Source organism: Barrientosiimonas humi (assembly GCF_006716095.1).
Taxonomy (GTDB): Bacteria; Actinomycetota; Actinomycetes; order Actinomycetales; family Dermatophilaceae; genus Barrientosiimonas; species Barrientosiimonas humi.
The window spans coordinates 14,313-38,183 of the sequence record NZ_VFOK01000002.1 but is presented as its reverse complement, the minus strand read 5'-3'; the positions used below and the strand labels follow the sequence as shown (position 1 = coordinate 38,183).

The 23,871-nt window shown below is 72.6% G+C and carries 21 protein-coding genes; 15 read left to right on the top strand and 6 right to left on the bottom strand.

Annotated elements, in window-relative coordinates; genetic code table 11:
• Positions 1-3: 3 nt before the first annotated feature.
• The gene (gene galE / locus FB554_RS15925) at positions 4-1,026 is read left to right on the top strand and encodes a UDP-glucose 4-epimerase GalE (RefSeq protein ID WP_142007669.1); all 1,023 of its coding nucleotides are present in this window, start codon (positions 4-6) and stop codon (positions 1,024-1,026) included.
• Between the two features lie 492 nt (positions 1,027-1,518).
• Here galE and argS read toward each other — a convergent pair whose 3' ends face one another.
• Positions 1,519-3,312, bottom strand: coding sequence for an arginine--tRNA ligase (gene argS, locus FB554_RS15920; protein ID WP_142007668.1), 1,794 nt, complete (start codon positions 3,310-3,312; stop codon positions 1,519-1,521).
• 167 nt (positions 3,313-3,479) lie between these two features.
• Here argS and FB554_RS15915 point away from each other — a divergent pair, with 167 nt between their 5' ends.
• The 11 genes from FB554_RS15915 (at position 3,480) to FB554_RS15865 (ending at position 16,535) form a co-directional block, all read left to right on the top strand.
• Positions 3,480-4,919, top strand: a complete 1,440-nt coding sequence (locus tag FB554_RS15915) for a cytochrome ubiquinol oxidase subunit I (protein WP_142007667.1) — start codon at positions 3,480-3,482, stop codon at positions 4,917-4,919.
• A 23-nt stretch (positions 4,920-4,942) separates the two neighbouring features.
• Entirely contained in the window at positions 4,943-5,992 is a 1,050-nt protein-coding gene (cydB, locus tag FB554_RS15910; protein ID WP_142007666.1) for a cytochrome d ubiquinol oxidase subunit II, read from the top strand.
• The gene (cydC, locus tag FB554_RS17740; RefSeq protein WP_142007665.1) at positions 5,992-9,609 is read left to right on the top strand and encodes a thiol reductant ABC exporter subunit CydC; all 3,618 of its coding nucleotides are present in this window, start codon (positions 5,992-5,994) and stop codon (positions 9,607-9,609) included. The genes cydB and cydC overlap by 1 nt, the downstream gene beginning before the upstream one ends.
• Positions 9,606-9,977 (top strand): BlaI/MecI/CopY family transcriptional regulator, encoded by a 372-nt coding sequence (locus FB554_RS15900; protein ID WP_142007664.1) that lies wholly within the window; start codon positions 9,606-9,608, stop codon positions 9,975-9,977. The genes cydC and FB554_RS15900 overlap by 4 nt, the downstream gene beginning before the upstream one ends.
• A 270-nt stretch (positions 9,978-10,247) precedes the next feature.
• Positions 10,248-11,249 carry an ABC transporter ATP-binding protein gene (locus FB554_RS15895; protein WP_142007663.1) on the top strand — a complete coding sequence of 334 codons (1,002 nt, stop codon included), beginning with the start codon at positions 10,248-10,250 and terminating at the stop codon, positions 11,247-11,249.
• Positions 11,246-12,010 carry an ABC transporter permease gene (locus tag FB554_RS15890; RefSeq protein WP_142007662.1) on the top strand — a complete coding sequence of 255 codons (765 nt, stop codon included), beginning with the start codon at positions 11,246-11,248 and terminating at the stop codon, positions 12,008-12,010. Before FB554_RS15895 ends, FB554_RS15890 begins: the two co-directional genes overlap by 4 nt.
• Before the next feature lie 59 nt (positions 12,011-12,069).
• The gene (locus FB554_RS15885; RefSeq protein ID WP_236022175.1) at positions 12,070-13,173 is read left to right on the top strand and encodes a sensor histidine kinase; all 1,104 of its coding nucleotides are present in this window, start codon (positions 12,070-12,072) and stop codon (positions 13,171-13,173) included.
• Positions 13,174-13,183: 10 nt separating this feature from the next.
• A complete protein-coding gene (locus tag FB554_RS15880; protein ID WP_142007661.1) occupies positions 13,184-13,792 on the top strand; it encodes a response regulator transcription factor in 609 nt (202 codons plus the stop codon).
• Positions 13,793-14,408: 616 nt separating this feature from the next.
• Positions 14,409-15,278, top strand: coding sequence for a M56 family metallopeptidase (locus tag FB554_RS15875; RefSeq protein ID WP_142007660.1), 870 nt, complete (start codon positions 14,409-14,411; stop codon positions 15,276-15,278).
• Positions 15,279-15,313: 35 nt separating this feature from the next.
• Positions 15,314-15,952, top strand: coding sequence for a DUF4282 domain-containing protein (locus FB554_RS15870; protein WP_142007659.1), 639 nt, complete (start codon positions 15,314-15,316; stop codon positions 15,950-15,952).
• Between the two features lie 85 nt (positions 15,953-16,037).
• Positions 16,038-16,535 carry an arsenate-mycothiol transferase ArsC gene (locus FB554_RS15865; protein WP_170206948.1) on the top strand — a complete coding sequence of 166 codons (498 nt, stop codon included), beginning with the start codon at positions 16,038-16,040 and terminating at the stop codon, positions 16,533-16,535.
• Here the strand turns inward: FB554_RS15865 and FB554_RS15860 are convergent.
• On the bottom strand, positions 16,528-17,046 hold the full coding sequence (locus FB554_RS15860; protein ID WP_142007657.1) for a hypothetical protein: 519 nt from the start codon (positions 17,044-17,046) through the stop codon (positions 16,528-16,530). The two genes, FB554_RS15865 and FB554_RS15860, sit on opposite strands and share 8 nt — an antisense overlap.
• Before the next feature lie 119 nt (positions 17,047-17,165).
• On the opposite strand from FB554_RS15860, the gene FB554_RS15855 reads away from it, so the two are divergent.
• Both FB554_RS15855 and purB read left to right on the top strand, forming a co-directional pair.
• Positions 17,166-17,942: a VOC family protein gene (locus FB554_RS15855; RefSeq protein ID WP_142007656.1), complete on the top strand. Its 777-nt coding sequence runs from the start codon at positions 17,166-17,168 to the stop codon at positions 17,940-17,942.
• A gap of 42 nt (positions 17,943-17,984) precedes the next feature.
• Entirely contained in the window at positions 17,985-19,424 is a 1,440-nt protein-coding gene (gene purB / locus FB554_RS15850; protein WP_142007655.1) for an adenylosuccinate lyase, read from the top strand.
• On the opposite strand, the gene FB554_RS15845 is transcribed toward purB, so the two are convergent.
• Positions 19,425-20,876: a SigE family RNA polymerase sigma factor gene (locus FB554_RS15845; RefSeq protein WP_142007654.1), complete on the bottom strand. Its 1,452-nt coding sequence runs from the start codon at positions 20,874-20,876 to the stop codon at positions 19,425-19,427. It lies immediately after the preceding gene.
• Positions 20,877-21,079: 203 nt separating this feature from the next.
• Here FB554_RS15845 and FB554_RS15840 point away from each other — a divergent pair, with 203 nt between their 5' ends.
• On the top strand, positions 21,080-21,298 hold the full coding sequence (locus tag FB554_RS15840; RefSeq protein WP_142007653.1) for a heavy-metal-associated domain-containing protein: 219 nt from the start codon (positions 21,080-21,082) through the stop codon (positions 21,296-21,298).
• A gap of 230 nt (positions 21,299-21,528) precedes the next feature.
• Here the strand turns inward: FB554_RS15840 and FB554_RS15835 are convergent, their stop codons facing one another.
• Genes FB554_RS15835 through FB554_RS15825 form a run of 3 tightly spaced genes read right to left on the bottom strand, consistent with a single transcriptional unit; the run spans position 21,529 to position 23,867 of the window.
• Positions 21,529-22,185: a VOC family protein gene (locus FB554_RS15835; RefSeq protein ID WP_142007652.1), complete on the bottom strand. Its 657-nt coding sequence runs from the start codon at positions 22,183-22,185 to the stop codon at positions 21,529-21,531.
• Positions 22,186-22,227: 42 nt separating this feature from the next.
• Complete coding sequence (locus FB554_RS15830) at positions 22,228-23,064, bottom strand: TrmH family RNA methyltransferase (protein WP_142007651.1); 837 nt, start codon at positions 23,062-23,064, stop codon at positions 22,228-22,230.
• Positions 23,061-23,867 carry an HAD family hydrolase gene (locus FB554_RS15825; RefSeq protein ID WP_142007650.1) on the bottom strand — a complete coding sequence of 269 codons (807 nt, stop codon included), beginning with the start codon at positions 23,865-23,867 and terminating at the stop codon, positions 23,061-23,063. Before FB554_RS15825 ends, FB554_RS15830 begins: the two co-directional genes overlap by 4 nt.
• Positions 23,868-23,871 lie beyond the last annotated feature (4 nt).

Sequence of the window (23,871 nt, the reverse complement as noted above, 5' to 3'; positions counted from 1 at the left end):
CGCATGCGCGTTCTCGTCTCCGGCGGAGCCGGTTACATCGGCTCCCACACCGTCCTGGCGCTGCTCGGCGCGGGGCACGACGTCGTCGTGGTCGACGACTTCTCCAACAGCAAGCCGACGGTCGTCAACCGGCTGGAGTCGTTGTCCGGCAAGCACATTCCGCTGCACGGCATCGACCTCACCGACCGCGACAAGACCGACCAGATCTTCTCCGAGACCGAGGTCGACGCGGTCGTGCACTTCGCCGGGCTCAAGGCCGTCGGCGAGAGCGTCGAGAAGCCGCTGGAGTACTACGAGAACAACCTCGACTCGACCTTCTCCCTCGTGCGCGCGATGCGGCGGCACGGGGTGGGCAACCTGGTCTTCTCCTCCTCCGCGACGGTCTACGGCCCCAACGCGCCGCTGCCCTACAGCGAGGAGTGGTGGCCGCTGGAGTCGAGCAACCCCTACGGCTGGACCAAGGTGTTCAACGAGCAGGTGCTGCGCGACGTCGCGGCGACGACGCCCGGCATGAAGGTGGCGCTGCTGCGCTACTTCAACCCGATCGGTGCGCACCCCTCGGGCCAGATCGGCGAGGACCCCAGCGGCATCCCGAACAACCTGGTGCCCTACATCGCGCAGGTCGCGGTGGGGCGGCGCGACCTGCTGAAGGTCTACGGCGACGACTACGACACCCCCGACGGCACCTGCCTGCGCGACTACATCCACGTCGAGGACCTCGCCGCCGGTCACCTTGCCGCGCTGGAACACCTTGCGCGACAAGAGGACTCGGCCCGTGCCTACAACCTCGGGACCGGCCAGGGCACCTCGGTGATGGAGGTGCTCCGCGCCTTCGAGCGGGCGGTCGGCCACGACCTGCCGCACGAGATCGCGCCGCGCCGGGCGGGAGACCTGCCGGCGACGTACGCCGACCCCACGCGCGCCGAGCGCGAGCTCGGCTGGAAGGCCACCAAGACCATCGACGACATGTGCGTCGACACCTGGCGCTGGCAGTCCGCCAACCCCCACGGCTACCCCGACGCCTGACGATCAGGCTGGTCGAGTGGGTCGAGCCGCTAGGCGAGGCCGTATCGAGACCGCTCACGTACTCGCGTGGTGACCGAAAAGCGCCGGGAGGCGTGAGTACGCCTGTGGTGACGTCGGATTCGCGAGTCGCCGATGGCGTACATCGCCAGAGTGGTCACCAACTAACAACGGGGCGGTTGAAAGTGACCAGTCTGTTAGCTCGCGACCAGTCTGAGAGATTCTGGCCAGTCTGGGCGGGGTCGGTCCTGACCCGACCCCACGATCTCGACACGACCGCACGTTGTTGACACGAAGTGCTGCTACAGCACGCACGTCTGTCAACAACGTCAACCCGTGTCAACAACGTCGGGCCCTGTCAGCAACGTCACCACCGTGCGCCGCCAGACCGACCCGACCACGGGCCGACTCCCGCATCCCGGCGCCTTTCGGTGACCCACGACCGAGGCGACGGGCCTTGGGAAGCCCGCGAGACCAACCACCTCGGCCGACCGGTCACATCTCCTCGGGTGCGCTGATCCCGAGCAGCGACAAGCCGTCGACCAGCACGCGCAGGGTGAGGGCGCACAGGGCGAGGCGGCTGGCCTTGACCTCGGCCGGTTCGGCCTTGAGCACCGGGCACTGCTCGTAGAACCCGGTGAACGCCTGGGCCAGGTCGAACAGGTAGGCCGCGAGCCGGTGCGGCTCGAGGGACTCGCCGACCTCCGCGACGACCTTGCCGTAGTCGAGCAGGCGCAGGGCCAGGGTGCGCTCGGCCGGCTCGGTGAGCACGATCGGGCCGGGGGTCTCGGCCGCGTCGGCGCGGCGCAGGATCGAGCGGATCCGGGCGGCGGCGTACTGCAGGTAGGGGCCGGTGTTGCCGGTGAGCGCGACCATCCGGTCCAGGTCGAAGACGTACTCGCTGTCGTGCGAGACGGACAGGTCGGCGTACTTGATCGCGCCCACGCCCACGGCCTCGGCGATGCTCGCGCGCTGCTGCTCGTCGAGGTCGGGCCGTGACTCGGCGACGACCGTGCCGGCCTTCTCGATGGCTGCGTCGACCAGCGACTGCAGCGAGACCAGGTCACCGGAGCGGGTGCGCAGGATCTTGCCGTCGGTGCCGAGCACGTTGCCGATCTGCACGTGCAGCGGCTCGGTCTTGTCGCGCAGCCAGCCGGCCTTGCGCGTCGCGGCCCACACCATGCGGAAGTGCAGGTTCTGCGGGGCGCCGACGACGTAGATCACCCGGTCGGCGTCGAGGTCGAGCGAGCGGTGCCGCAGCGCCGCGATGTCGGTCGTGGCGTAGCCGTAGCCGCCGTCGGACTTGCGCACGATCACCGGCAGCGGCTGCCCGTCGCGCCCGGTGAACCCGTCGAGGAAGACGCACAGCGCACCGTCGCTGATCTCGGCGACGCCGGTGCGCTCGAGGTCCTCGCAGATCGGCCCCAGCTCGTCGTTGTAGCGCGACTCCCCGTCGAGGTCGGCGTCGGTCAGCGTGACGCCGAGCTCGGTGTAGACCCGGTTGAAGTACGCCTTCGACCGGTCGAGCAGCCGCTCCCAGATGCGGAGCGTGTCGGGGTCGCCGCTCTGCAGCAGGGTGACCCGCTTGCGGGCGCGCGCCGCGAACGAGTCGGGCGCCGAATCGTCTTTGCTGGCCTTGTACTTCGCGTTCGCAGCCTTGTAGAACTCGTTGGGGTCGGTCTCCAGCAGCGCAGCCTCCTCGGAGGTCTCGCCGACCTCGAGCAGGTGCTCCACGAGCATCCCGAACGGCGTGCCCCAGTCGCCGATGTGGTTCTGCCGGACGACCCGGTGGCCGAGCCGCTCGAGGGTGCGCGCGAGCGAGTCGCCGACCACGGTCGTGCGCAGGTGGCCGACGTGCATCTCCTTCGCCACGTTGGGCGAGGAGTAGTCCAGCGGGATGACCTGCGCCGGCGGGGTGGGTACGCCCACGCGGTCGTCGGCGAGCAGGTCCTGGGCGGCGTCCGCGACCCAGCTGTCGGCGAGGGTGACGTTGACGAAGCCCGGGCCGGCCACCTCGAGGTCGGTCGCGAGGTCGTCGATGCCCTGCTCGCGCAGCGCGTCCACGATCGCCTGGGCGACCTCGCGCGGCGGCCTGCCGGCCCGCTTGGCCAGGGCCATCGCGGCGTTGATCTGGAGGTCGGCGGCCGGGGCGGGCGCGGCCTGCTGGCCCTTCTTGGGCTTGAGCGTGAACGGACGGATCACCGGGTCGGCCCCTTCGAACTCATCGCCCAGGGCGGCGACGATGGCGGCCTGGACACGAGGGGCGAGGGCGGACGCGGGATCGGTCATGCGCCAAGGGTAGAAGGACGGCGTGGTCTCGATACGCCGGCTCGTCCCTCGCCGGCTACTCGACCAGCTCTGCGGGCGGTTTCCGCGAACGAGTTGTCTCCTACACGACGTAGGAGTACCGTCCACTACGTCATGTAGTAGCAACCGCTCGTCCCAGGAGCAGCCCGGTGGGAAACCTCGATCTGGCGCGGTGGCAGTTCGCCATCACGACCGTCTATCACTTCCTGTTCGTCCCCATCACGATCGGGATGTCGGCGTTCGTCGCGGCGTTCCACACGGCGTACCTGCGCACCCGCAAGCCGGAGTACATGCGGCTGTCGAAGTTCTACGGGAAGCTGTTCACCATCAACTTCGCCCTCGGGCTGGTGACCGGCATCGTGCAGGAGTTCCAGTTCGGGATGAACTGGTCGAACTACTCCCGCTTCGTCGGTGACATCTTCGGCGCCCCGCTCGCGCTCGAGGCCCTCCTGGCGTTCTTCCTGGAGTCGACGTTCCTCGGGCTGTGGCTGTTCGGCTGGGGCCGCATCCCCGAGAAGCTGCACAACGCGTGCATCTGGATCGTGCACATCGGCACGCTGCTGTCGGCCTACTTCATCCTGGCCGCCAACTCGTTCATGCAGAACCCGGTCGGCTGGCGGTTCAACCCCGAGACCAACCGCGCCGAGCTGACCGACTTCGTGGCGGTGCTGCTCAACAAGGTGCAGCTGGTCGCCTTCCCGCACGTCGTCACCGCGTGCTTCATGGTCGGCGGCGCGATCGTCATGTCGGTCGCCCTGTTCATGATGCGCCGGCACCGTCGCTCCGAGGAGCGCACCGAGGACATCCCGATGTACCGCAAGGCCGTGAAGGCCGGCGCCGTCGTCACCCTGATCGCCGGCATCGGCGTCGCCATCACCGGCGACCTGCAGGGCAAGGTCATGACCGAGGTGCAGCCGATGAAGATGGCCGCCGCCGAGGCGCTGTACGACACCCCGCCCGACGGGCAGTGCGCCAACTTCTCGGTGCTGAGCATCGGCACCCTCGACGGCTCCGAGGCCAAGGAGATCGTCGAGGTCCCGTGCCTGCTGAGCTTCCTCGGCACCGGCTCGTTCGACGGCAAGGTCGAGGGCATCCGCGACCTGGAGGCGGCCTACCAGGAGAAGTACAAGGACAACCCGGTCACCTACTCGGCGAGCTACGTCCCGAACATCCCGGTGTCGTACTGGAACTTCCGGTTCATGATCGGGGCCGGCGTCGCCGCCGCCGCCATCGCCGCGCTCGCGCTGTTCTCGATCCGCAAGAACCGGGTGCCCATGCAGCGCTGGTGGGGCCCGCTGCTGGTCATCGCGCCGCTGGCCGCGGTGTTCGGCAACAGCTTCGGCTGGATCTTCACCGAGATGGGCCGGCAGCCGTGGGTGGTGTTCGGCGTCTACACCACCGCGCAGGGCGTCTCTCCGAGCGTCACGTCCAGCGACATCATCATCTCGATGACCGTGTACACCCTGCTGTACGCCGCACTCGCCGTCGTCGAGGTCCGCCTGTTCATGAGGTACGTCCGCAAGGGCGCCGAACCGTACGAGCCCGTCACGCAGCACGAGGGCGAAGACCAGCTCTCGTTCTCCTACTGACACGCGAAAAGGACTGACACCCCATGGAACTCACCACTGTCTGGTTCATCCTCATCGCCGTGCTCTGGACGGGATACTTCATCCTCGAGGGCTTCGACTTCGGCGTCGGGATGATGCTGCCGATCGTCGGCAAGGGCAAGAACGCCGCGGAGACCGAGAAGCGCCGGCGGCTCGTCCTCACCACCATCGGCCCCTTCTGGGACGGCAACGAGGTCTGGCTGATCACCGCGGGCGGCGCGATGTTCGCGGCGTTCCCGCACTGGTACGCCACGATGTTCAGCGGTTTCTACCTCCCGCTGCTGCTCGTGCTGGTGGCGCTCATCGTGCGCAACGTCGGCCTGGAGTACCGCCCCAAGCGCAACGACATGACCTGGCGCCGGCGCTGGGACCTGATGATCGTGTTCGGCTCGGTGCTCCCGCCGCTGCTGCTGGGCGTCGCCCTCACCAACACCGTGCGCGGTCTGCCGATCGACCAGAACATGGAGTTCACCGGCAGCCTGCTCAGCCTGCTGAACCCGCTCAGCCTGCTCGGCGGTGTCACCCACGTGGTGGTGTCGCTGGCCCACGGCGCCTTTTTCGTCGCGCTGAAGACCAAGGGCGACGTGCGTGAGCTGGCGCGTGGTCTCGGCGCCCGCGTCGGGGTCGTCGCCGGGGTGCTCGTCGCGGCGCTGCTGCTGTGGCTTGGCGTCGCCTCCGACGGCACCGCCCTCACCTGGGCGACCTCCGCGGTGGCCGTCGTGGCGCTGGTCGCCGCCCTCGCGTTCAACCGGCGCGGGGCCGAGGGCGCGGCGTTCGCCGGCACCTTCGTGACGATCGGCATGACCGTCGCGACCTACTTCCTGCTGCTGTTCCCCGACGTCATGCCGTCCTCGACCAACGAGGCCTGGTCGCTCACCACCACCAACGCGGCGAGCAGCCACCTCACGCTGACCATCATGACCTGGGCCGCGGTGATCTTCCTGCCGATCGTGCTCGCCTACAGCGCCTACAACTACTGGGTGTTCCGCAAGCGGGTCAGCATCCAGATGCTGTCCGAGGAGTCGGCGCCGCAGATCGAACGAGTCGAGAGCTGATGCGTCCGTTCGACCCGCGCCTGCTGCGAGCGTTCCCCGAGACCCGTTCTCCCCTGGCGGTTCTCGGGGCGCTCGGGGTCGTCGGCGGCCTGCTCGCGGTCGGCCAGGCGTTCGCGCTCGCGGCGCTCGTGGTCGCCCTCGTCGAGCAGCGCTCGCTCGCCACCCCCGCCGTGGCCCTGGTCGTGCTGTTGGCCGCGCGAGGTCTGGTCGCGGGCGGGCAGGAGCTGGCGGCGGCCCGCGCCGGGAGCGTCGTGGCCTCGGCCGTACGCCGGCGCCGGCTCGGCGCGTGGCTGTGCCGCCCGGCGGAGCAGCGCGCTGACGCCGCCGCCGCGCTCACCGACAGCACCGACGGTGCCGCCGCCATCGAGCCGTACGTCGCCCGCTACCTCCCCACCCTCGTCGCCGCGGCCGTGGTGCCGGCAGCGACGCTGATCGCCCTCGCCTGGGTCGACTGGCTCAGTGCGCTGATCGTGCTGCTGACCCTGCCGCTGCTCCCTGTCTTCGCGGCGCTGATCGGGCAGCACACGCGCGACGAGACGCAGGCCCGGTGGCGCGAGTCCGTCACGCTCGCAGGGCATTTCCTCGACGTCGTGCGCGGGCTGCCGACCCTGGTCAACTTCGGCCGGGCCGACGCCCAGCTGAACCAGGTCGACCGCGTCGGCGACCGGCACCGCCGGGCCACGCTGCGCACGCTGCGCACCGCGTTCCTGTCCTCGGCCGCGCTCGAGCTGCTGGCCACCATCTCGGTGGCGATCGTGGCCGTCGCGGTCGGGCTGCGGCTGGCCCACGGCAGCATGGCGCTCGGGGTCGGGCTGACGGCGATCCTGCTGGCGCCCGAGGCGTACTGGCCCGTCCGGCGCGTGGGCCAGGAGTTCCACGCCGCCGCCGACGGCGCAGAGGCGCTCGACCGGCTGCTCGCCGACGAGCCCGGCGACGCGAGCGGCGACGTGGCCGGCGACACGAGCGTGGCGACGACCGCCGCGACCAGCGCGACGACCGGCGGTCCGGGCAGCACGCAACATCAGGTCGTCGTGCGCGACGTCTCCTACCGCCACCCCGGGGCGAAGACCGTTGCGCTGCAACCGGTCTCGTTCACCGCGGGGCGCGGGCTAACCATCGTCAGCGGACCCTCCGGCGCGGGCAAGAGCACGCTGCTCGAGGTCGTCGCGGGCGTGCGCACAGCCAGCACCGGCACCGTCGAGCGCCCTGCCGTGCACCTGGTGACCCAGCAGCCGTTCGTCGCACCCATGACGACCAGCGAGAACCTCGCCCTCGGCACCCGCGCCGCCGCCGACCAGGTCGGCCTGCTCCCTGGCGTGCCGAGCGGAGCCGTGCTGGGCGACGACGGGTTCGGCCTGTCGGCCGGCCAGCGCGCCCGGCTCGCGCTGGAGCGCGCCCGGCTCAGCGATGCGTCCGTGCTGCTCGTCGACGAGCCCACGGCCCACCTCGACGAGGGCGCCGCCGCGGCTCTGCGCGACGAGCTCGTCACCCTCGGCCGCAACCGCGTCGTCATCGCCGTCACCCACGACCCCGAGCTGCTCGCCCTGGCCGACCAGGTGGTCGAGCTCCAGGCCCCGCACGCCGGTGCGGCCGACGAGCCTTCTCCCGCCGGTGGTCGAGCAGGCGAGCCCGCCCCCCACGGCGGTCAAGTAGGCGAGCCCGCCCCCCACGGCGGTCGAGTAGGCGAGCCCGCCCCCCACGGCGGTCGAGTAGGCGAGCCCCCCAGGGCGAGCCGTATCGAGACCAGCTCCACGGGTCTCGATACGGCCTCCGCTAGCGCTCCGGCCTACTCGACCAGCGTGCGAGCTCCGGCCTACTCGACCAGCGTGGGCGCTCCGGCCTCCTCGACCACCGTGGGCGCTCCGGCCTCCTCGACCACCGTGGGCGCTCCGGCCTCCTCGACCAGCGTGCGAGCTCCGGCCTCCTCGACCAGCGTGGGCGCTCCGGCCCGCTCCACCGCTGCGCGCATCCCGCGGCGGCCGTTGCTGCGACCGACGCGCGGCACGCTCGTCGCCGGGGCGCTCGGCGGTCTGGCCGCCGCGAGCTCGGTGGCGCTGACCGCCACCAGCGGTTGGCTGATCGTGCGCGCAGCGGAGCAGCCGGTGATCCTCACGCTGATCGTCGCGATCGTGCTGGTGCGCACGTTCGGCATCGCGCGTCCGGTCTTCCGCTACGCCGAGCGGGTCCGCTCGCACGACGCGGCCCTGGCCGAGCTGAGCGACCGGCGCACCAGCGCCTATCGCGCGCTGATCCCGCTCACCCCCGCCCGCCTCGGACGCCGCCGCCGCGCCGACCTGCTCACCGGCTTCGTGCGCGACCTCGACGACGAGGTCGACGCGCAGGTGCGCGTGGTCGTGCCGCTCGTCGCCGCGACCCTCGCCGGCGTCGGGGCCGCGGTGGTCGCGGGCAGCCTGCTCCCGCCCGCCGCGCTCGTCATCGCGGCTGCACTGGTCGCGGCCGCAGTCGTCGCCGGGCTCGACCTCGCGGGCGAGCTCGCCGGGCAGCGCGACAGCGTGGCCGCGCGCGCCGGCATCGCCCGCGCAGCGCACGTCGCGACCACGAAGACCACTGAGCTGCAAGCGATCTCGGCGACCGGCTTGGCGCTCGACCAGCTCGACGAGGCCCAGGCGCAGGCCGAGCGCGCCGCTCTGCGCCAGGCGCGCGGACGAGCCCTCGGCGCCACCGCGACACCCGTGGTGACCGGCCTGGCGACGGCCGCGATGGCGTACGTCGTCGCGGGCGCCCTCGCCGACGGCCAGGTCATCGCACCGATCGCCGCGTTGCTGCTGCTCATGCCGCTCGCGCTGGGCGACGTGCTCGGCACGCTGCCCGACGCGATGGGCGCCTGGGCCCGCTCGCGCGCCGCCCGCGACCGGGTCGCCGACCTGCTCGACCAGGAGCCGGCCGTCTCCGACACCCCCGGCCTGCCCGACCTCGCGCCGGCCACCGGCCGCACGCTGGGCACCGACGAGGTCGTCGCCGCGTGGCACCCCGACTCTGCACGAATCACGTTGCCCGACAGCGTGATCCGCCCAGGTGAGCACCTGGCGATCACGGGTCCGAACGGGTGCGGCAAGTCGACCATGCTGTCGGTGCTCGCACGGCACCTCGACCCGGTCAGCGGCCGGAGCACGATCAACGGCCACGACGCGCAGGACGTCTCGTTGGCCAGCGCCCGGGCGCAGGTCGCCGTCGTCGACGACGAGCCGCACCTGTTCACCGGCACGGTGCGGGCCAACCTGCTGCTGGCACGCCCCGGTGCCGACGACACCGCGGTGCGTGACGCGCTGACCAAGGCCGGTCTCGGGTCGTGGCTCGCGGGCCTGCCCGACGGTCTCGACACCGACCTCGGCGCCGGCGGTCGCGGGATGTCCGGCGGCGAGCGCAGCCGGTTCGCGATCGCGCGGGCGCTGCTGTCGGACCGTCCGGTGCTGCTGCTCGACGAGCCGGTGGCGCACCTCGACCAGCCCACCGCGCGCCGCGTGCTCACCGACCTGCACACCGCCAGCCGCGGCCGCACGGTCGCCCTGGTCACCCACCAGGCCCTGGGTCTGGACGGCTGCGACCGCCACCTACGCTGGACCGTCGCCGCGCGCACGGAGAGGACCACGACATGAGCAAGGCGCCCCGTGCCGCCATGGGCGAGCTCGAGACCGCGGTGATGACCGTGCTGTGGTCGGCCGACGGCGCGCTGACCGTGCGCGAGGTGGTCGACCGGCTGACCGACCGCGACCCGGCGTACACCACCGTGATGACGGTGCTCGACCGGTTGGCGAAGAAGGAGATGGTCAGCCGCGAGCGCGACGGCCGCGCCTGGCGATACGCCCCCGCCGCCACCCGCGAGGAGCTCACCGCCCGCAGCATGCGCTCCTCGCTCGAGGACCTGCCCGACACCCAGCGGCAGGCCACGCTCATGCACTTCCTCGACGAGGCCACGCCCGAGGAGATCGCCGAGCTGCGGGCGGCGCTGGAGCAGCTGGACTGAGGCGGGTCTCGATACGGCTCGGCCGACGTGGGGCTCATGCTGGTCGAGTAGCCGCGTGAGGGACGAGCGCGGTGTATCGAGACCTGGTGGGTGGCGCGAGAGGTCTCGATACGGCTCGGCTTGGGCACGGGCTACTCGACCGGCTTGGGCACGGGCTGCTCGACCGGCTTGGGCACGGACTGCTCGACGGCTTCGGCGTGACACCTGTCATGCGCAGTCGGTGACGCAACGCGTTACCGCCCGCCCGCCGTACGCCCGAGCCTGGTGGGCATGGACCTCACCACTGCCGCCGCACCGGCCCGGCCCGGTGCCGCCGACGAGCCGCCCGCCGTCGAGCTGCGCGGTCTGACGAAGACGTTCCGCCGCGCCGGCCAGCCGCCCGTGCAGGCCGTGCGCGGCATCGACCTGACCGTGCCGCAGGGCCAGGTCGTGGCGCTGCTCGGACCCAACGGCGCCGGCAAGACCACGACGCTGGACGTCGTGCTCGGGCTGACCGAGCCGTCCGGCGGGAGCGCCCGCGTGCTCGGCCAGCGGCCGCGCGCCGCGGTCGACGCCGGCCGGGTGTCGGCGGTGCTGCAGAGCGGCGGGCTGCTGCGCGACCTGTCGGTGCGCGAGACGGTGCAGGTCATCGCCTCGACGTTCGAGCGGCCGCGACCGGTCGACGAGGTCATCGAGCAGGCGGGGCTGAGCGACCTGGCCGGCCGCAAGGTCGGCAAGTGCTCGGGCGGCGAGCAGCAGCGGCTGCGGTTCGCGCTCGCCCTGCTGCCCGACCCCGACCTGCTCGTGCTCGACGAACCCACCGCCGGCATGGACGTCGCCGCCCGTCGCGCGTTCTGGGCGACCATGCACGCCGATGCCGACGCCGGCCGCACGGTCATCTTCGCGACGCACTACCTCGAGGAGGCCGACGCCTTCGCCGAGCGGATCGTCATGGTGGCCGGGGGCCGCGTCGTCGCCGACGGCTCCGCCGAGCAGATCCGCTCCCGCGCGAGCGGCCGCACGGTCTCGGCCGACCTGCCGGGAGACCCGGCCGATGTCGTACGCCGGTTGCGGGCGATCGACGACGTCGCCGACGTGCAGGTGCAGGGCGACCGGGTCACCGTCGCCGCAGGCGACTCCGACGCGATCGCGTGGCTGCTGCTGAGCGACCTCGGCGCCCGCAACCTGGAGATCTCCAGCGGGTCGCTCGAGGCCGCGTTCCTCACCATCACCGGCGGCGCCCCGGCCGCCGCGGACCTGCCCGACGACAGCGCGAAGGAGCCCGTGGCATGAACCGCACCTATCTCGGGATGGAGCTCAAGCGCATCGTGCGCGACCCCGCCGGCCTGTTCTTCACCGCCGGCCTCCCGGCCTTCATGTACGTCATCTTCGGCGCCGCGCAGTCGTACAAGTCCGCGAACGCCGGCAACGGCAACGTGGCGCTGTTCATCGTCATCTCGATGGCGGCGTACGGCGCGGTCACCGCCACCACCGGGGTCGGCGGCACCGCGGCGGTCGAGCGGCTGCAGGGCTGGGGTCGCCAGCTCGGGCTGACCCCCATGCGCGACGGGCAGTTCGTGCTGGTCAAGAGCGTGCTCGCGGTGCTGGTGGCGCTCGTCCCGATCGCCCTGATCTACGGCATCGGCATGCTGACCGGGGCCGAGGGCACCGCACGCGCCTGGCTGCTCAGCGCGCTCGTGGTGGTGGCGGGCGCCGGGGTGTTCGCGCTCTACGGGCTCGCGATGGCCCAGGCGTTCCGCAGCGAGACTGCCGTCTCGGTGGCAGCCGGGATGCTCGTCATCATGGCCTTCCTCGGCAACATCTTCTTCCCGCTCTCTGGCACGATGCTGACGATCGCGAAGTTCACCCCGCTCTACGGCTACGTGAGCCTGGCGCGATACCCGTTGACCGAGGGACGCATGATCGACACCTCCGCCCCCGCCGAGCCGGTGTACGAGCCGCTGTGGGTCCCCCTGCTCAACCTCACGGTGTGGGGCCTGATCTTCGCGCTGCTCGCGACGTGGCTGGTGCGCCGCGGCCGGGGCCGCCAGTGAGGCGAGCGTCCGACCCCGCCACCGCTGACCGCACCGCGCCGCCGGCGGTGGACCGGTGCGTGGGCCGGTCGGCGGACGGGTCGACGCCGGAGCCGCGCGAGCCGTGGGAACGCTTCGGCTGGATCATGGGCGCGATCTGGCTGATCTTCCTGGTCTTCCCGATCCAGTCGGTCGTCACCAGCGACCACCCGTGGGGGCTGCGCGTCGGGGGCGTGGGGCTCATCCTCGTCTTCGCCGCGGTCTACCTGCACGGGCTGATCCGGCTCGACGCGCAGGCTGACGAGGCCGCGCAGCAACGGTTCGGGGTGCGCCACCTCGCGGTGCTGCTGGCGCTCACCGTGACCCTCGGTCTGCTGGTGCGCGAAGAAGCGCTCGGCATGCTGCCGTTCGTCGTGTCGCTCGGGGTGCTGTCGCTGCCGCTGCTGCAGGGGTTGGCGCTGGCGATCGCCGCCCTGATCAGCTGCATCGTCGTGCCGGTGCTCACCGGCGAACCCGCCGCCGCGATCGTCTTCTCGATCATCGTGCTGATGGTCTCGGTCGTCGTGTTCACCGTGCGGCTGGTCGACCACCGCGCCAAGGAGCACCGCGCGCTTGCCGAGGAGCGCGCCCTCACCGCCCAGCGCGAGCAGGTCGCCCGCGACGTGCACGACGTGCTCGGCCACTCCCTCACCGTCGTCACCGTGAAGTCCGAGCTCGCCGAGCGGCTGGTCGACCTCGACCCCGAGCGGGCCAAGGCCGAGATCGCCGAGATCCGGTCGCTGTCGCGTCAGGCGCTCGCCGAGATCCGCGCGACCGTGGCGGGCCTGCGCGTCACCCGCCTCGACGAGGAGACCCGCAACGCCGCCGAGGCGCTCGCCGCGGCCGGCATCGCCGCCGACCTGCCCACCGACCCCGACGAGGTCGACCCGCGGCACCGCATCACGCTCGCCTGGGCACTGCGCGAGACGGTGACCAACGTCGTACGCCACAGCCGGGCCGACTCCTGCCAGGTCACCTGGGGCGACACCTGGCTCACCGTGGTCGACGACGGGGTCGGTCCGCGAGACCTCAAGGAGGGCAACGGGATTCGCGGCCTGCGCGAGCGGGTCGCCGCGGCCGGCGGTGGCCTGGAGATCGTGCCCGGACCCGACGGGCGAGGCACCAGCGTGACGGTGCGGCTGTGAGGGTGGACGCGTGAGCATCCGACTGCTGCTGGCCGACGACCAGGCCCTCGTGCGCGGCGCTCTGGCCGCGCTGCTCGACCTCGAGCGCGACATGCAGGTGGTCGCCGAGGTGGGGCGCGGCGACGAGGTGGTCGAGGCCGCGCGCACCCACGAGGCGCAGGTCTGCCTGCTCGACATCGAGATGCCGGGCCGCTCCGGCATCGAGGCCGCCCGCGAGGTGAGCGAGCAGCTGCCCGGTGTGCGCAGCATCATCGTCACGACGTTCGGGCGGCCGGGATACCTGCGCGCGGCCATCGACGCCGGCGCCACCGGTTTCGTGGTCAAGGACACGCCCGCGCGCGAGCTCGCCGAGGCCGTACGCCGAGTGCACCAGGGCCTGCGCGTCGTCGACCCCACCCTCGCGACCGCCTCGCTGCTCGGCGGCCCCAACCCGCTCACCGAGCGCGAGCGCGACGTGCTCCGGGCGGCGCTGTCGGGCGCCCCGGTCGCCACGATCTCGACCCAGGTGCACCTGTCCCCCGGGACGGTGCGCAACTACCTGAGCTCCGCGATCCGCAAGACCGACACCGCCACCCGCGTCGAGGCCGCCCGCACCGCCCAGGAGAACGGGTGGCTGTGAGGGACAAGGTGGTCGAGCGGGCTTCCCACGCTGGTCGAGCGACGCCCTGAGTAGCGCGAGGGACGAGCGCGTATCGAAGGGTAGGCCGGAGCGCAGCGGAGGCCGTTTCGAGACCCCTCGGCTCGCGCTGTGGTCACCGAAAGGCGCCTGGAAGCGGGAGTCGGCCCGTGGTCGGCCTGGTCTGGCGGCTCACGGTGGCGACGTTTCTGACAGAGCCCGACGTTGTTGACACGGACAGGCGTTGTTGACAGACGTGCGTGCTGTAGCAGCCCTTTGTGTCAACAACGCACTGTCGTGTCGGGATCGTGCGGTCGGGTCAGGACCGACCCCGCCCCAGACTGGCCAGAATCACTCAGACTGGTCACGAACTAACAGACTGGTCATCACTTGCAACCGACCACTTTGGTAGTTCGTGACCACTCTGGTGCCGTACGCCCTCGGCGACTCGCGAGTTCGACGTCACCACACGCGTACTCACGCCTCCCGGCGCCCTTCGGTGACCGCACGAGCAGGTGACCTGGTCTCGATACGGCCTCCGCTTCGCTCCGGCCTGCTCGACCACCGTGGGAGGCGACTCGACCAGCGTCGAGCAGGCGGCCCAGCGACAATGGCCGGCATGTACTCCGCCGCGCTCGTGCTGCTGTCCGTGGCACTGGCCGGGCCGGCGCCGCGGCTGCTCGCGCGGCTGACGGTGCTGCGCAAGGCGCCGGCGGCGGCGCTCGTGCTGTGGCAGTCGATCTCCCTGGCGGCGCTGATCGCGGGGCTGGCGGCGGCGCCCGTGGCGGTGCAGCAGGCCGTCACCGGTGAGGGGCCGGCGCTCGCGCTCAACCCGATCATGCTGGTGGCGGGGTTCGTGGTGACCGGGTTCCTCGCGGCGCGGCTGCTGCTCACCGGCCACCGCACCGGCACCGCCCTGCGCCGCGCGCGCCGCGAGCACCGCGAGCTGGTCGACCTCATCGGTCTGCCCGGCAGCGACGGCGGGCGGGCGCTGCGCGTGCTGGAGCACCCGACGGCGACGGCGTACTGCCTGCCCGGCCGCCGCAGCCGCGTGGTGCTGAGCGCGGGCACCCTGCAGCGGCTGTCCCCCACCGAGCTCGGCGCGGTGCTGGCCCACGAGCGCACCCACCTGCGCTTCCGGCACGACCTGGTGCTGGAGTTCTTCACCGTCCTGCACACGGCGGTGCCCGAGCGGGTGCGCAGCAACGCCGGCATGCACGAGGTGCGGCTGCTGCTCGAATTGCACGCCGACCAGCACGCCGTCGCCGACCACCGGCCCCGCGACCTCGGCTCGGCGCTGGTCACCCTGGCCGGCAGCAACCACCCCGAGGCAGGTCTGGGCGCGGGGGGTGGCACCGGGATGGCGGGCGTACGTCTGCGGCAGCTGCGCGACCCGGGCCCGCACCGCGGGATCGCCGCCGTGGCGCTGCTCGCGGCCGCGCTGATCCTCGCCTGCCCGATCGTCCTCGTGGTGGCTGCCCTGGCCTAGGGTGTGGACCGACACCGGACCAGGAGGAGATCACGATGTCTACGCCTTCCAACGGCTCGTGGAACGACGGGCCGCAGTACGGCGCCCCCCAGGGGGGTGGGCAGCAGCAGGGTGGCTTCGGCCAGCAGAGCCTCGGCCAGGGATTCGGCCAGAGCGGCAGCGGCTACCCCGCCGAACAGGGCTTCGGCCAGCAGGGCCAGTCCGACTCCGGCTTCGGCCAGCAGGGCCAGCCGGGCCAGTCCGACTCCGGCTTCGGTCAGCAGCACGGCCGCTCCGACTCGGGCTTCGGCCAGCAGGGTCAGCAGCACGGGCAGCAGGGCTTCGGCGCTCCCGGCGGCCCGGGCAGCAGCGGCCCGATCACGACCAGCAGCTCCGGGGGCGGCCTCGGTGACCTGTTCAGCGACTTCGGCTTCCGCAAGAGCCTCACCGAGCAGCTCGCCTCCATCGCGTTCCTGGTGGCCGTGGTGTGGCAGGTGCTCAACTTCATCCGGGTGCTCGCCAACGCGTGGGGCTCGCAGGGCAACGGCGAGTTCCAGGTCCGCAACATGGGCGGCTTCGAGGCGATGATGACCACCCTCGGCGGCCTGGCCTGGATGATCTTCGCGATCATCGCCGCCCGGCTCGCCCTCGAGCTGTTCGTCAACGTCGCGCGCCTGGCGCGGGGCAAGAGCTGACCGAGGCCAGCTCGATCACGACCGTGACGACGGCCGCGCCCGGTGACCTCACCGGCGCGGCCGTCGCCGCATGAGAGGAACGTCCATGCGACCCGTGCGCGTGCAGGTGGTCTGCGACGGCAACACCGGCCGCTCGGCGATGGCCGAGGTCGTGCTGCGCGACCTGCTCTCCCGGTCGCCCGCGGCCGCGGCCACCGAGATCACCTCCGCCGGGCTGCTCGTGCACCAGCCGGGCGCCCCCGCCGACCCCGAGGCGCTCACCGCCCTCGCCGCGGTCGGGCTCGACGGATCCGCCCACCGCGCAACGCAGTTCGAGATCGACGACTTCCCCGAGCTCGACCTCGTCGTGTTCGCCGAGGAGCGGCACGTCGGCCTCGTCGCGTCGGCCTGGCCGCCGCGCGGCTGGCAGGAGCGCGTACGCCTGATCCGCTCGTTCGACCCCGTCGCCTCCGCGCTGCGCGAGACCGACCTGGCCGATCCCTACGGCAGGGGTGCGCAGGCGTACCGCCAGTGCCTGAAGGACATCCGCGCGGCGGCGCCGCGGGTGATCACCGAGATCGAGCGGCTCGCCGAGGTCAGCTGAGCGCCGGCAGCTCGCGGCGCGCCACATCGATCACCCAGCGCAGCAGCGTGAGGTCGTCGAGGTGGCCGGGCAGCGTGTGGTCGGGCACGGTGTCGTCGGACTTGGCGAAGTAGTAGAGCACCGCGACGAACAGCTGCAGCCGGGCCCCGGCGATGATCGCCGCCGCGTCGAGCCGGCTGGTGCCGGCCGAGGCGTCGGCGCCCGCCCCGCCGATCATCCCGTCGCGGCGCTGCTCCAGCAGACCGGTCTCGGTGCGGGGGGCGCCGCACTCCAGCTCCTCGATGCGGGCGTCGAGCACGGCGCAGGCGATGTCGACGTTGACCCGGCCGAAGGAGTCGCTGACGTCCCAGCCGGCGAACTGCTTCTGCTCGACCTGGCGCATCAGCTCGCGCAGCCGGCCCGGGTCGGTCGAGATCGCCACGGCCTCGCGGCGGCACCCGGCGAACGCGGGTGAGGCCAGCAGATCCGCGAGCCGACGATCGATCGGCTCGCGACCCTCTGTGCACGTCACCCGCAGCACTGTAGGGCCGCCGGGCAGGGCGCGTGCCGTCCGCGACACCTGCGTTCACAGTGCGGTCGGTCGTGGTTGGCTGGTCCCGCACGCCCTGGACCACCGCACGAGGAGATCGCATGCCCACCCGTGACACCGCCTGGCCCGACGGCAGCCCGTGCTGGGCCGACCTCAGCGTCGAGGACCTGGGCAGCGCCAAGCGCCGCTACGGCCACCTGTTCGGCTGGGACACCGACGACTCCCCCGGTGGCGACGAGGGATACGTCACCTGCCTGAAGAACGGCCGCGCCGCCGCCGGGATCATGGAGCGCACCTCGGCCGAGGAGCCGAGCGCGTGGCTGACCTACCTCGCCACCAGCGACGTCGACGCCACCACCCAGCGCGTCGTCGAGGCCGGCGGTGCCGTGATCGAGGAGCCCAAGGACGTCGGCCGCGGCGCCGGGCGCCTGGCCGTCGTGCGCGACGCGAGCGGCGGGGTGCTCGCGCTCTGGGGCGCGGGCGCGCACACCGGCTTCCAGGTGTTCGGCGAGCCGGGCACGGTCGCGGCGTGCGTGCTGCTCACCCGCGACCTGCAGGCCTCGCGCGCGTTCTACGAGCAGGTCTTCGGCTACACCTTCGGCGTGGAGCAGGGCGGGCTCGTCACGTTCCTCGTCGACGGGCAACCCGCCGGCGCGATGCACCAGGCCGACCAGCTGCCCGACGGCGTCGACGCCGCCTGGAACGTCCACTTCGCCGTCGCCAGCCGCGACGCCACGGTCGCGATGGCCGAGATGGAGGACGACACCGACATCCTCATGTCGTTCGACTCCCCCGCCGGGCCCGAGGCCGTGATCCGCGGGCCCGAGGGCGAGGTCTTCAACGTGACCGAGCTGCCCGACACCCCGCCCGAGGAGTGAGGCGGGCGACGGCACGCGTGCGGGCCCGGCGATAATCGACGCATGCCCTCCCTCGCCGACGCGCAACCCCCGATCGCGCTGGGTGCGCTCGACGGCCGATACCGCCCGGCCGTCGCGCCCCTGGTCGACCACCTGTCCGAAGCCGCGCTGAACCGTCAGCGGGTCAACGTCGAGATCGAGTGGCTGATCCACCTGACCGACGCCCAGCTCGTCCCCGACGTACGCCGGCTCACCCCCGACGAGCAGGCGCAGCTGCGTGCGGTGGTCACCGACTTCGGCACCGACGACATCGCCGAGCTCGGTGCGATCGAGCGCGAGACGGTGCACGACGTCAAGGCGGTGGAGTACTACCTCAAGCGGCGGCTGCCGGCGATCGTCGGCGACGACGCGGCCGGCCTCGGCGAGCTGGTGCACTTCGGCGCTACCAGCGAGGACATCAACAACACCTCCTACGCGCTCATGGTGCGCGGCGCCGTCGAGCAGGTCTGGCTGCCGCGCGCCCGGGCCCTCGTCGAGCAGCTGGCGACCATGGCGCGCGAGCTGCGCGACGTGCCGCTGCTGTCGCACACGCACGGCCAGCCGGCCACGCCGTCGACGCTCGGCAAGGAGCTCGCGGTGCACGCCCACCGGCTCACCCGCCAGCTGCGCCGCGTCGCGCGGCAGGACTACCTCGCGAAGATGTCGGGCGCCACCGGCACCTACGGCGCGCACGTCGCGGCCCTGCCCGACGCCGACTGGCCGGGCATCGCGCGGGCGTTCGTCGAGGAGCGCCTCGGCCTCACCTGGAACCCGCTGACCACGCAGATCGAGAGCCACGACTGGCAGGCCGAGCTGTACGCCGACGTCGCCCGGTTCAACCGGATCCTGCACAACCTGTGCACCGACGTGTGGTCCTACATCTCGATGGGCTACTTCGCGCAGGTGCGCGGCCAGGGCACGGTCGGCTCCTCGACCATGCCGCACAAGGTCAACCCGATCCGCTTCGAGAACGCCGAGGCCAACCTCGAGGTCAGCAACGCGCTGCTCGACGTGCTCGCCTCGACGCTGGTCACCTCGCGGCTGCAGCGCGACCTCACCGACTCCTCGATGCAGCGCAACATCGGCACCGCCTTCGGCCACTCGCTGCTCGCGATCGACAACGTCTCGCGCGGGCTCGACGGCCTCGACGCCGTGCCCGCGGCGATGGCCGCCGACCTCGAGGCGAACTGGGAGGTGCTCGGCGAGCCGGTGCAGTCGGCCATGCGGGCGCTCGCCGCGCAGGGCGTGCCCGGCATGGACCAGCCGTACGAGCGGCTCAAGGAGCTCACCCGCGGTCGCCGGATCACCGGCGACGACCTGCGCGAGTTCGTGCGCGGGCTCGGGCTGCCGGCCGACGTGGAGGCGAGGCTCGTCGCGCTGACGCCACAGACGTACGTCGGGCTGGCGCCGCAGCTGGTCGACCACCTCGACGTCGACCCGGTCGACGCCCCTGACGCCGGCTGATCAGCGGGTCGCCGGGCCGACCTGGACCCGCGCGACCGGCTTCGCACCGTCGAACACCTGCACCAGCACCGACTCCGCGAGCTGGGTGCCGCCCGGGCCCTCGACCGTCACCGCGTAGACGTCGGTGGGCGGGGTGGCGCGCTGGAGCCGTACGCGTGCGCCGGCCACGCCGAGCACCTCGCCCCGGGTGGCCGGCCCGGACCCGACGGCGGTGAACGGCATGCCGTAGCCGATCCCGACGCGGTCGACGGCGACCAGGCTCGGCCCGTTGTCGAGCGCCAGCCGGCTCTCGCCCGACCAGGTCTCGAACAGCAGGCTGGTGCCGTCGGAGGTGAGCAGGCCCTGGCGACCGTTGGGGGCGAGCACCCGCATCCGCTGCGCCGCCGGGTAGCTGCCCGCGACGGCGGCGGCGTAGTAGCCCTGGTCGCCGTCGTTCCACAGCAGGCCGACCGGCTGCCGGCTCGTGCGCGACAGGCCCGGCTGCCAGGGCCACAGCACGGTCCACTCGCTCAGCGGCAGCGCCTCGACCGACCGGCGGCTCGCGTCGCCGACGGTGGGGCCGAAGCTGACCATCGCCTGCGCGACCCGGCCGCGGACGACGTACACCGGCATCCGGCCGATCATCCCCTGGCTGACGCGGCCCTGCTGCGTGGGCAGGTCGAGCACGGTGGAGCCGATGCGCGCCGCGCCGTCGACGTAGTCCAGCGCGAGCACCAGCTGCCGCCCGGGCCCGCTGCCGACCACGGTCGCGACCAGCGAGGCGGCCTGGCCGTCGCCGTCGGTGACCCGCCCGAGGCCGAACGTGCCCTGCAGCGGGCGCCCGGTCTCGGCGAGGCGCGCGTCGAGGATCAGCGACTCGGTGCGCACCTCCGGCGGGCCGGCGACCTGCGGCACGACCACCGCGGCCAGCAGCGCGACCGCGGCCAGCCCGCCGATCACCAGGCGCCGGTCGCGGCGGCTCGAGGTGGTGCGCAGCCGTTCGCCCTCGGCGACGGCCTCGGCCGGGTCGAGCCGCCCCAGCTCGGGCGGGGCGTCAGCGTCGCGCAGCCCGCCGCGCAGGTCGTGGGTGTCGTGGGCGACCGTGCGCACCGCGCCGCGCGAGCACCCGACGAGCTCGGCCACGGCGGCCTCGGGCAGCTCGACCCCGTGCCGCAGCACCGCGATCGCCCGGTCCCGCGGGCTCAGCTGCCCGAGCCGCGCGAGCCGGTCGGTGGCGAGCGGGACGAACGGCTCAGGGTCGTGGATCGCGTTGCGCAGCAACACTTCTCGCGTGCGCTGGCCCCGGGCGAAGTCGTCGTGCAGGTGCGGCCAGTCGACGTACGTCCGCGCCAGCGCCGCGCGCACCAGCCCCTTCGCGCGGGTCGCGTCGCCGGTCAGCAGCCACGCCAGCCGGGCTGACGAGCCGGTCACGGTCTCGGCGAAGTGCGCGAACTCCTCCCGGGATCGCGTCATCGCACCCTCGCCCACCCTTCCGTCCCACCGCCTCCAGCGCCGGCGGGTCGCGGCTCGTGCCGTCGGCGCCGTCGGTGAGACGGGTGGGCCCTGTGGTCCTGGGGCAAGCATGGGCGCGGGTGACCCCGGGGGCAAGCGGTTCCGGGACACCATGAGATACCCTGGTGGGGTATCCGACAACGTCCGCACGGAAGGAAGCAACGATGACCACGACGACGGTGACCGTGTCCGGGATGACCTGCCAGCACTGCGTGGCGTCGGTGACCGAGGAGCTGCAGGAGGTCGACGGCGTGCAGAACGTGCAGGTCGACCTCGTCGCCGGCGGCGACTCCCCGGTGACCATCACCAGCGACCGCGACCTCGACAACGCCGCTGTGCGCTCCGCCGTCGAGGAGGCGGGCTACCAGGTCACCGGCTCCTGACGTACGCCCCCGCCCGACGACGGCGGCCCACATACCGCGACGGCGGCACAGAAGTTATCTGTGCCGCCGTCGTAGTTACTGTGCCGCCGTCGATGATGCCGGGCGGGTGAGCCTGCGAGCCCGCCCGGAGGAGGAGACGCGGCCCAGGGGGTCAACGCCGCCGTCGACGATGCCGGGCGGGTGAGCCTGCGAGCCCGCCCGGAGGAGGAGACGCGGCCAGAAAGTTCGGGTCAGACGGTGACGGCGTCGCCGCCGTCGGTGCGGAAGGTGACCGACAGCAGACCGGGGGTGCCGTGCGGGGCGGCGAAGTCGAAGTCGACGCCGGGCTCCCAGTCGTTGCGGTCGACGCCGGGCTCACCGGTGAGGCCGAGCCACTCGCGCACCCGGTCGGGGCTGCCGGCGATCTGCAGACCGGTCAGCTCCGCGCCCGCCTCGCCCTCGGCGGAGGGGTGCTGGTCGGGGTCGTCCCAGGTGATGAAGAACGGCACCTGCGGGTCGGCCATCAGGCCCTTGACGCCGAGCTGGCGCCAGGTGATCTCGGTGCCGTCGGGGCGGTGCCGATTGCCGGGCACGGCCTCGCGACCGACCAGCTCCTCGGCGCCGCGCATGTCGGAGACCTCGACGACCCAGCCGAGCCAGCCGCCGCCGGCCTCGCAGCGCGCGCGCACGGCCTGACCGAACGGAGCCTTGTCGGACGCGGGGTGGTCGAGCGGCTCGACGATCTCGACGAACCGGTGGGTGCGCAGCGGGATGATCGAGTTGCGGGTGCCGAAGCGCGGGTGCAGTCCGCCGTCGAGCGACTCGACGCCGAGCCGGTCACCCAGCCGCTTGGCCGTGGCCACCAGACCGTCGGGCTCTGCGGCGTACACCACATGGTCGATGCGCATGTCTGCATCGTGCCACGGGGGCGCAGGCATCCCGGAATCGGGTCAATCGGCAGCGGGGGTGCGCGATCCACCCTCGGACGTACGCTGTCGCTCGGCCTCGTAGAGCATGATCGCCGCCGACGTGGCGACGTTGAGCGAGTTCACCTTGCCGTGCATCGGGATGCGCACCCGCGCGTCGGCCGCCTCGAGCAGCCCGGAGGTGAGGCCGTGCTTCTCGGTGCCGACGGCGATGCCGACGCCGCCGGTGAGGTCGACCGCGGTGTGCGCGGTGGTGGTGTCGGGGGTGGTCGCGACCAGCTGCACCTCGTGCTCGGCCAGCCACGCGAGGGTGTCGGCGAGCGTCGCGCTCGCGACCGGCACCGCGAACACCGTGCCCTTGCTCGCGCGCACCACGTTGGGGTTGCCCCAGTCGGTCTGCGGGTCGACCGCGATCACCGCGTCCACCCCGGCGGCCTCGGCCGTGCGCAGCATCGCCCCGAGGTTGCCGGGCTTCTCGACGCCCTCGGCGAGCAGCAGCAGCGGCCGCGCGGGCAGCTCGAGCGCCGCCAGCTCGCGGTCGACGCCGGGCACGACGGCCAGGAATCCGTCGGGGCCCTCGCGGTAGGCGACCTTCTCGAAGACCGGCCGCGACAGACGTACGCCCTCCGCGCCGAGCGCGACCACCTCGTCGACCAGCCCGCGCTGGGCGTCGGGGTCGTGCATCAGCTCGGGACAGGTGAACAGCTGGCGCGGGCGCACGCCCGCCTCGACCGCGAGCCGCAGCTCGTCGTAGCCCTCGACCAGGGTGACGCCCTCGGCCTCGCGCACCCGGCGTCGGCGCAGCGCGCTCAGCGCCTTGACCCGCGCGTTCGCAGGAGAGGTGATCACGAGGTCGCTCATGCGCTCGCGGCCTCGGCGACCAGACCTTCCAGCACCAGGGCGAGACCGTCCTGCTCGACCGGCGCGGTCACCTCGTCGGCGGCGGCGACGACCTCGTCGGGCGCCTGCCCCATCGCGACACCGCGCGCGGCCCAGCGCAGCATCTCGAGGTCGTTGCGCTGGTCGCCGACGGCGAGGGTGCGCTGCGGGTCGACGTCGAGCTCCTCGCGCACCTGCTCCAGCGCGGTGCCCTTCGAGACGCCCTCGGGGTTGATGTCGAGCCAGGCGGTGTAGCCGACGGCGTAGTTCACGCCGTGCAGCCCGAGCCGCTCGACCAGCTCGACGAACTCCTCGGCGCTGCTGCCCGGTGACCGGAACGTCACGCGGGTGACCGGGTCGGCCGCGAGCTCGGCCCAGTCGACGACCTGCTGATCGCCCATGAGCTCCCCGTCGGGGAAGGGGGCGTTGACCTTGTGCCCGACGCCGATCTGCTCGACGGCGACCACCCCGTCGGGCACGACCCCGCGCAGCCGCTCCAGCACCGGCGCCGGGTCGAACGTCACGGCGCGCAGCAGGCGGTACCCCTCGGGCGCGTCGGGGTCGAGCGTGATCGTCACCGCCCCGTTGGAGCAGATCGCGAATCCCGTTGTCAGACCGAGCTGTTCAGCGATGGGCAACGTGCCCATGACCGTGCGGCCGGTGGACAGGACCACGTGGTGACCGGCGTCGACCACGGCACGCACCGCGCGGCGCACGCGATCGGCGAGGTGGCCGTCGTGGTCGATGGTGGTGCCGTCGATGTCGAGCGCGATCAGCCAGGGCACGCGA

Coding starts and splice junctions, on each gene's coding strand:
- galE (WP_142007669.1), top strand. CDS start 4: ATGCGCGTTCTCGTCTCCGGCGGAGCCGGTTACATCGGCTCCCACACC.
- argS (WP_142007668.1), bottom strand. CDS start 3,312: ATGACCGATCCCGCGTCCGCCCTCGCCCCTCGTGTCCAGGCCGCCATC.
- cydB (WP_142007666.1), top strand. CDS start 4,943: ATGGAACTCACCACTGTCTGGTTCATCCTCATCGCCGTGCTCTGGACG.
- cydC (WP_142007665.1), top strand. CDS start 5,992: ATGCGTCCGTTCGACCCGCGCCTGCTGCGAGCGTTCCCCGAGACCCGT.
- FB554_RS15900 (WP_142007664.1), top strand. CDS start 9,606: ATGAGCAAGGCGCCCCGTGCCGCCATGGGCGAGCTCGAGACCGCGGTG.
- FB554_RS15895 (WP_142007663.1), top strand. CDS start 10,248: ATGGACCTCACCACTGCCGCCGCACCGGCCCGGCCCGGTGCCGCCGAC.
- FB554_RS15890 (WP_142007662.1), top strand. CDS start 11,246: ATGAACCGCACCTATCTCGGGATGGAGCTCAAGCGCATCGTGCGCGAC.
- FB554_RS15875 (WP_142007660.1), top strand. CDS start 14,409: ATGTACTCCGCCGCGCTCGTGCTGCTGTCCGTGGCACTGGCCGGGCCG.
- FB554_RS15870 (WP_142007659.1), top strand. CDS start 15,314: ATGTCTACGCCTTCCAACGGCTCGTGGAACGACGGGCCGCAGTACGGC.
- FB554_RS15865 (WP_170206948.1), top strand. CDS start 16,038: ATGCGACCCGTGCGCGTGCAGGTGGTCTGCGACGGCAACACCGGCCGC.
- FB554_RS15855 (WP_142007656.1), top strand. CDS start 17,166: ATGCCCACCCGTGACACCGCCTGGCCCGACGGCAGCCCGTGCTGGGCC.
- purB (WP_142007655.1), top strand. CDS start 17,985: ATGCCCTCCCTCGCCGACGCGCAACCCCCGATCGCGCTGGGTGCGCTC.
- FB554_RS15845 (WP_142007654.1), bottom strand. CDS start 20,876: ATGACGCGATCCCGGGAGGAGTTCGCGCACTTCGCCGAGACCGTGACC.
- FB554_RS15840 (WP_142007653.1), top strand. CDS start 21,080: ATGACCACGACGACGGTGACCGTGTCCGGGATGACCTGCCAGCACTGC.
- FB554_RS15835 (WP_142007652.1), bottom strand. CDS start 22,185: ATGCGCATCGACCATGTGGTGTACGCCGCAGAGCCCGACGGTCTGGTG.
- FB554_RS15830 (WP_142007651.1), bottom strand. CDS start 23,064: ATGAGCGACCTCGTGATCACCTCTCCTGCGAACGCGCGGGTCAAGGCG.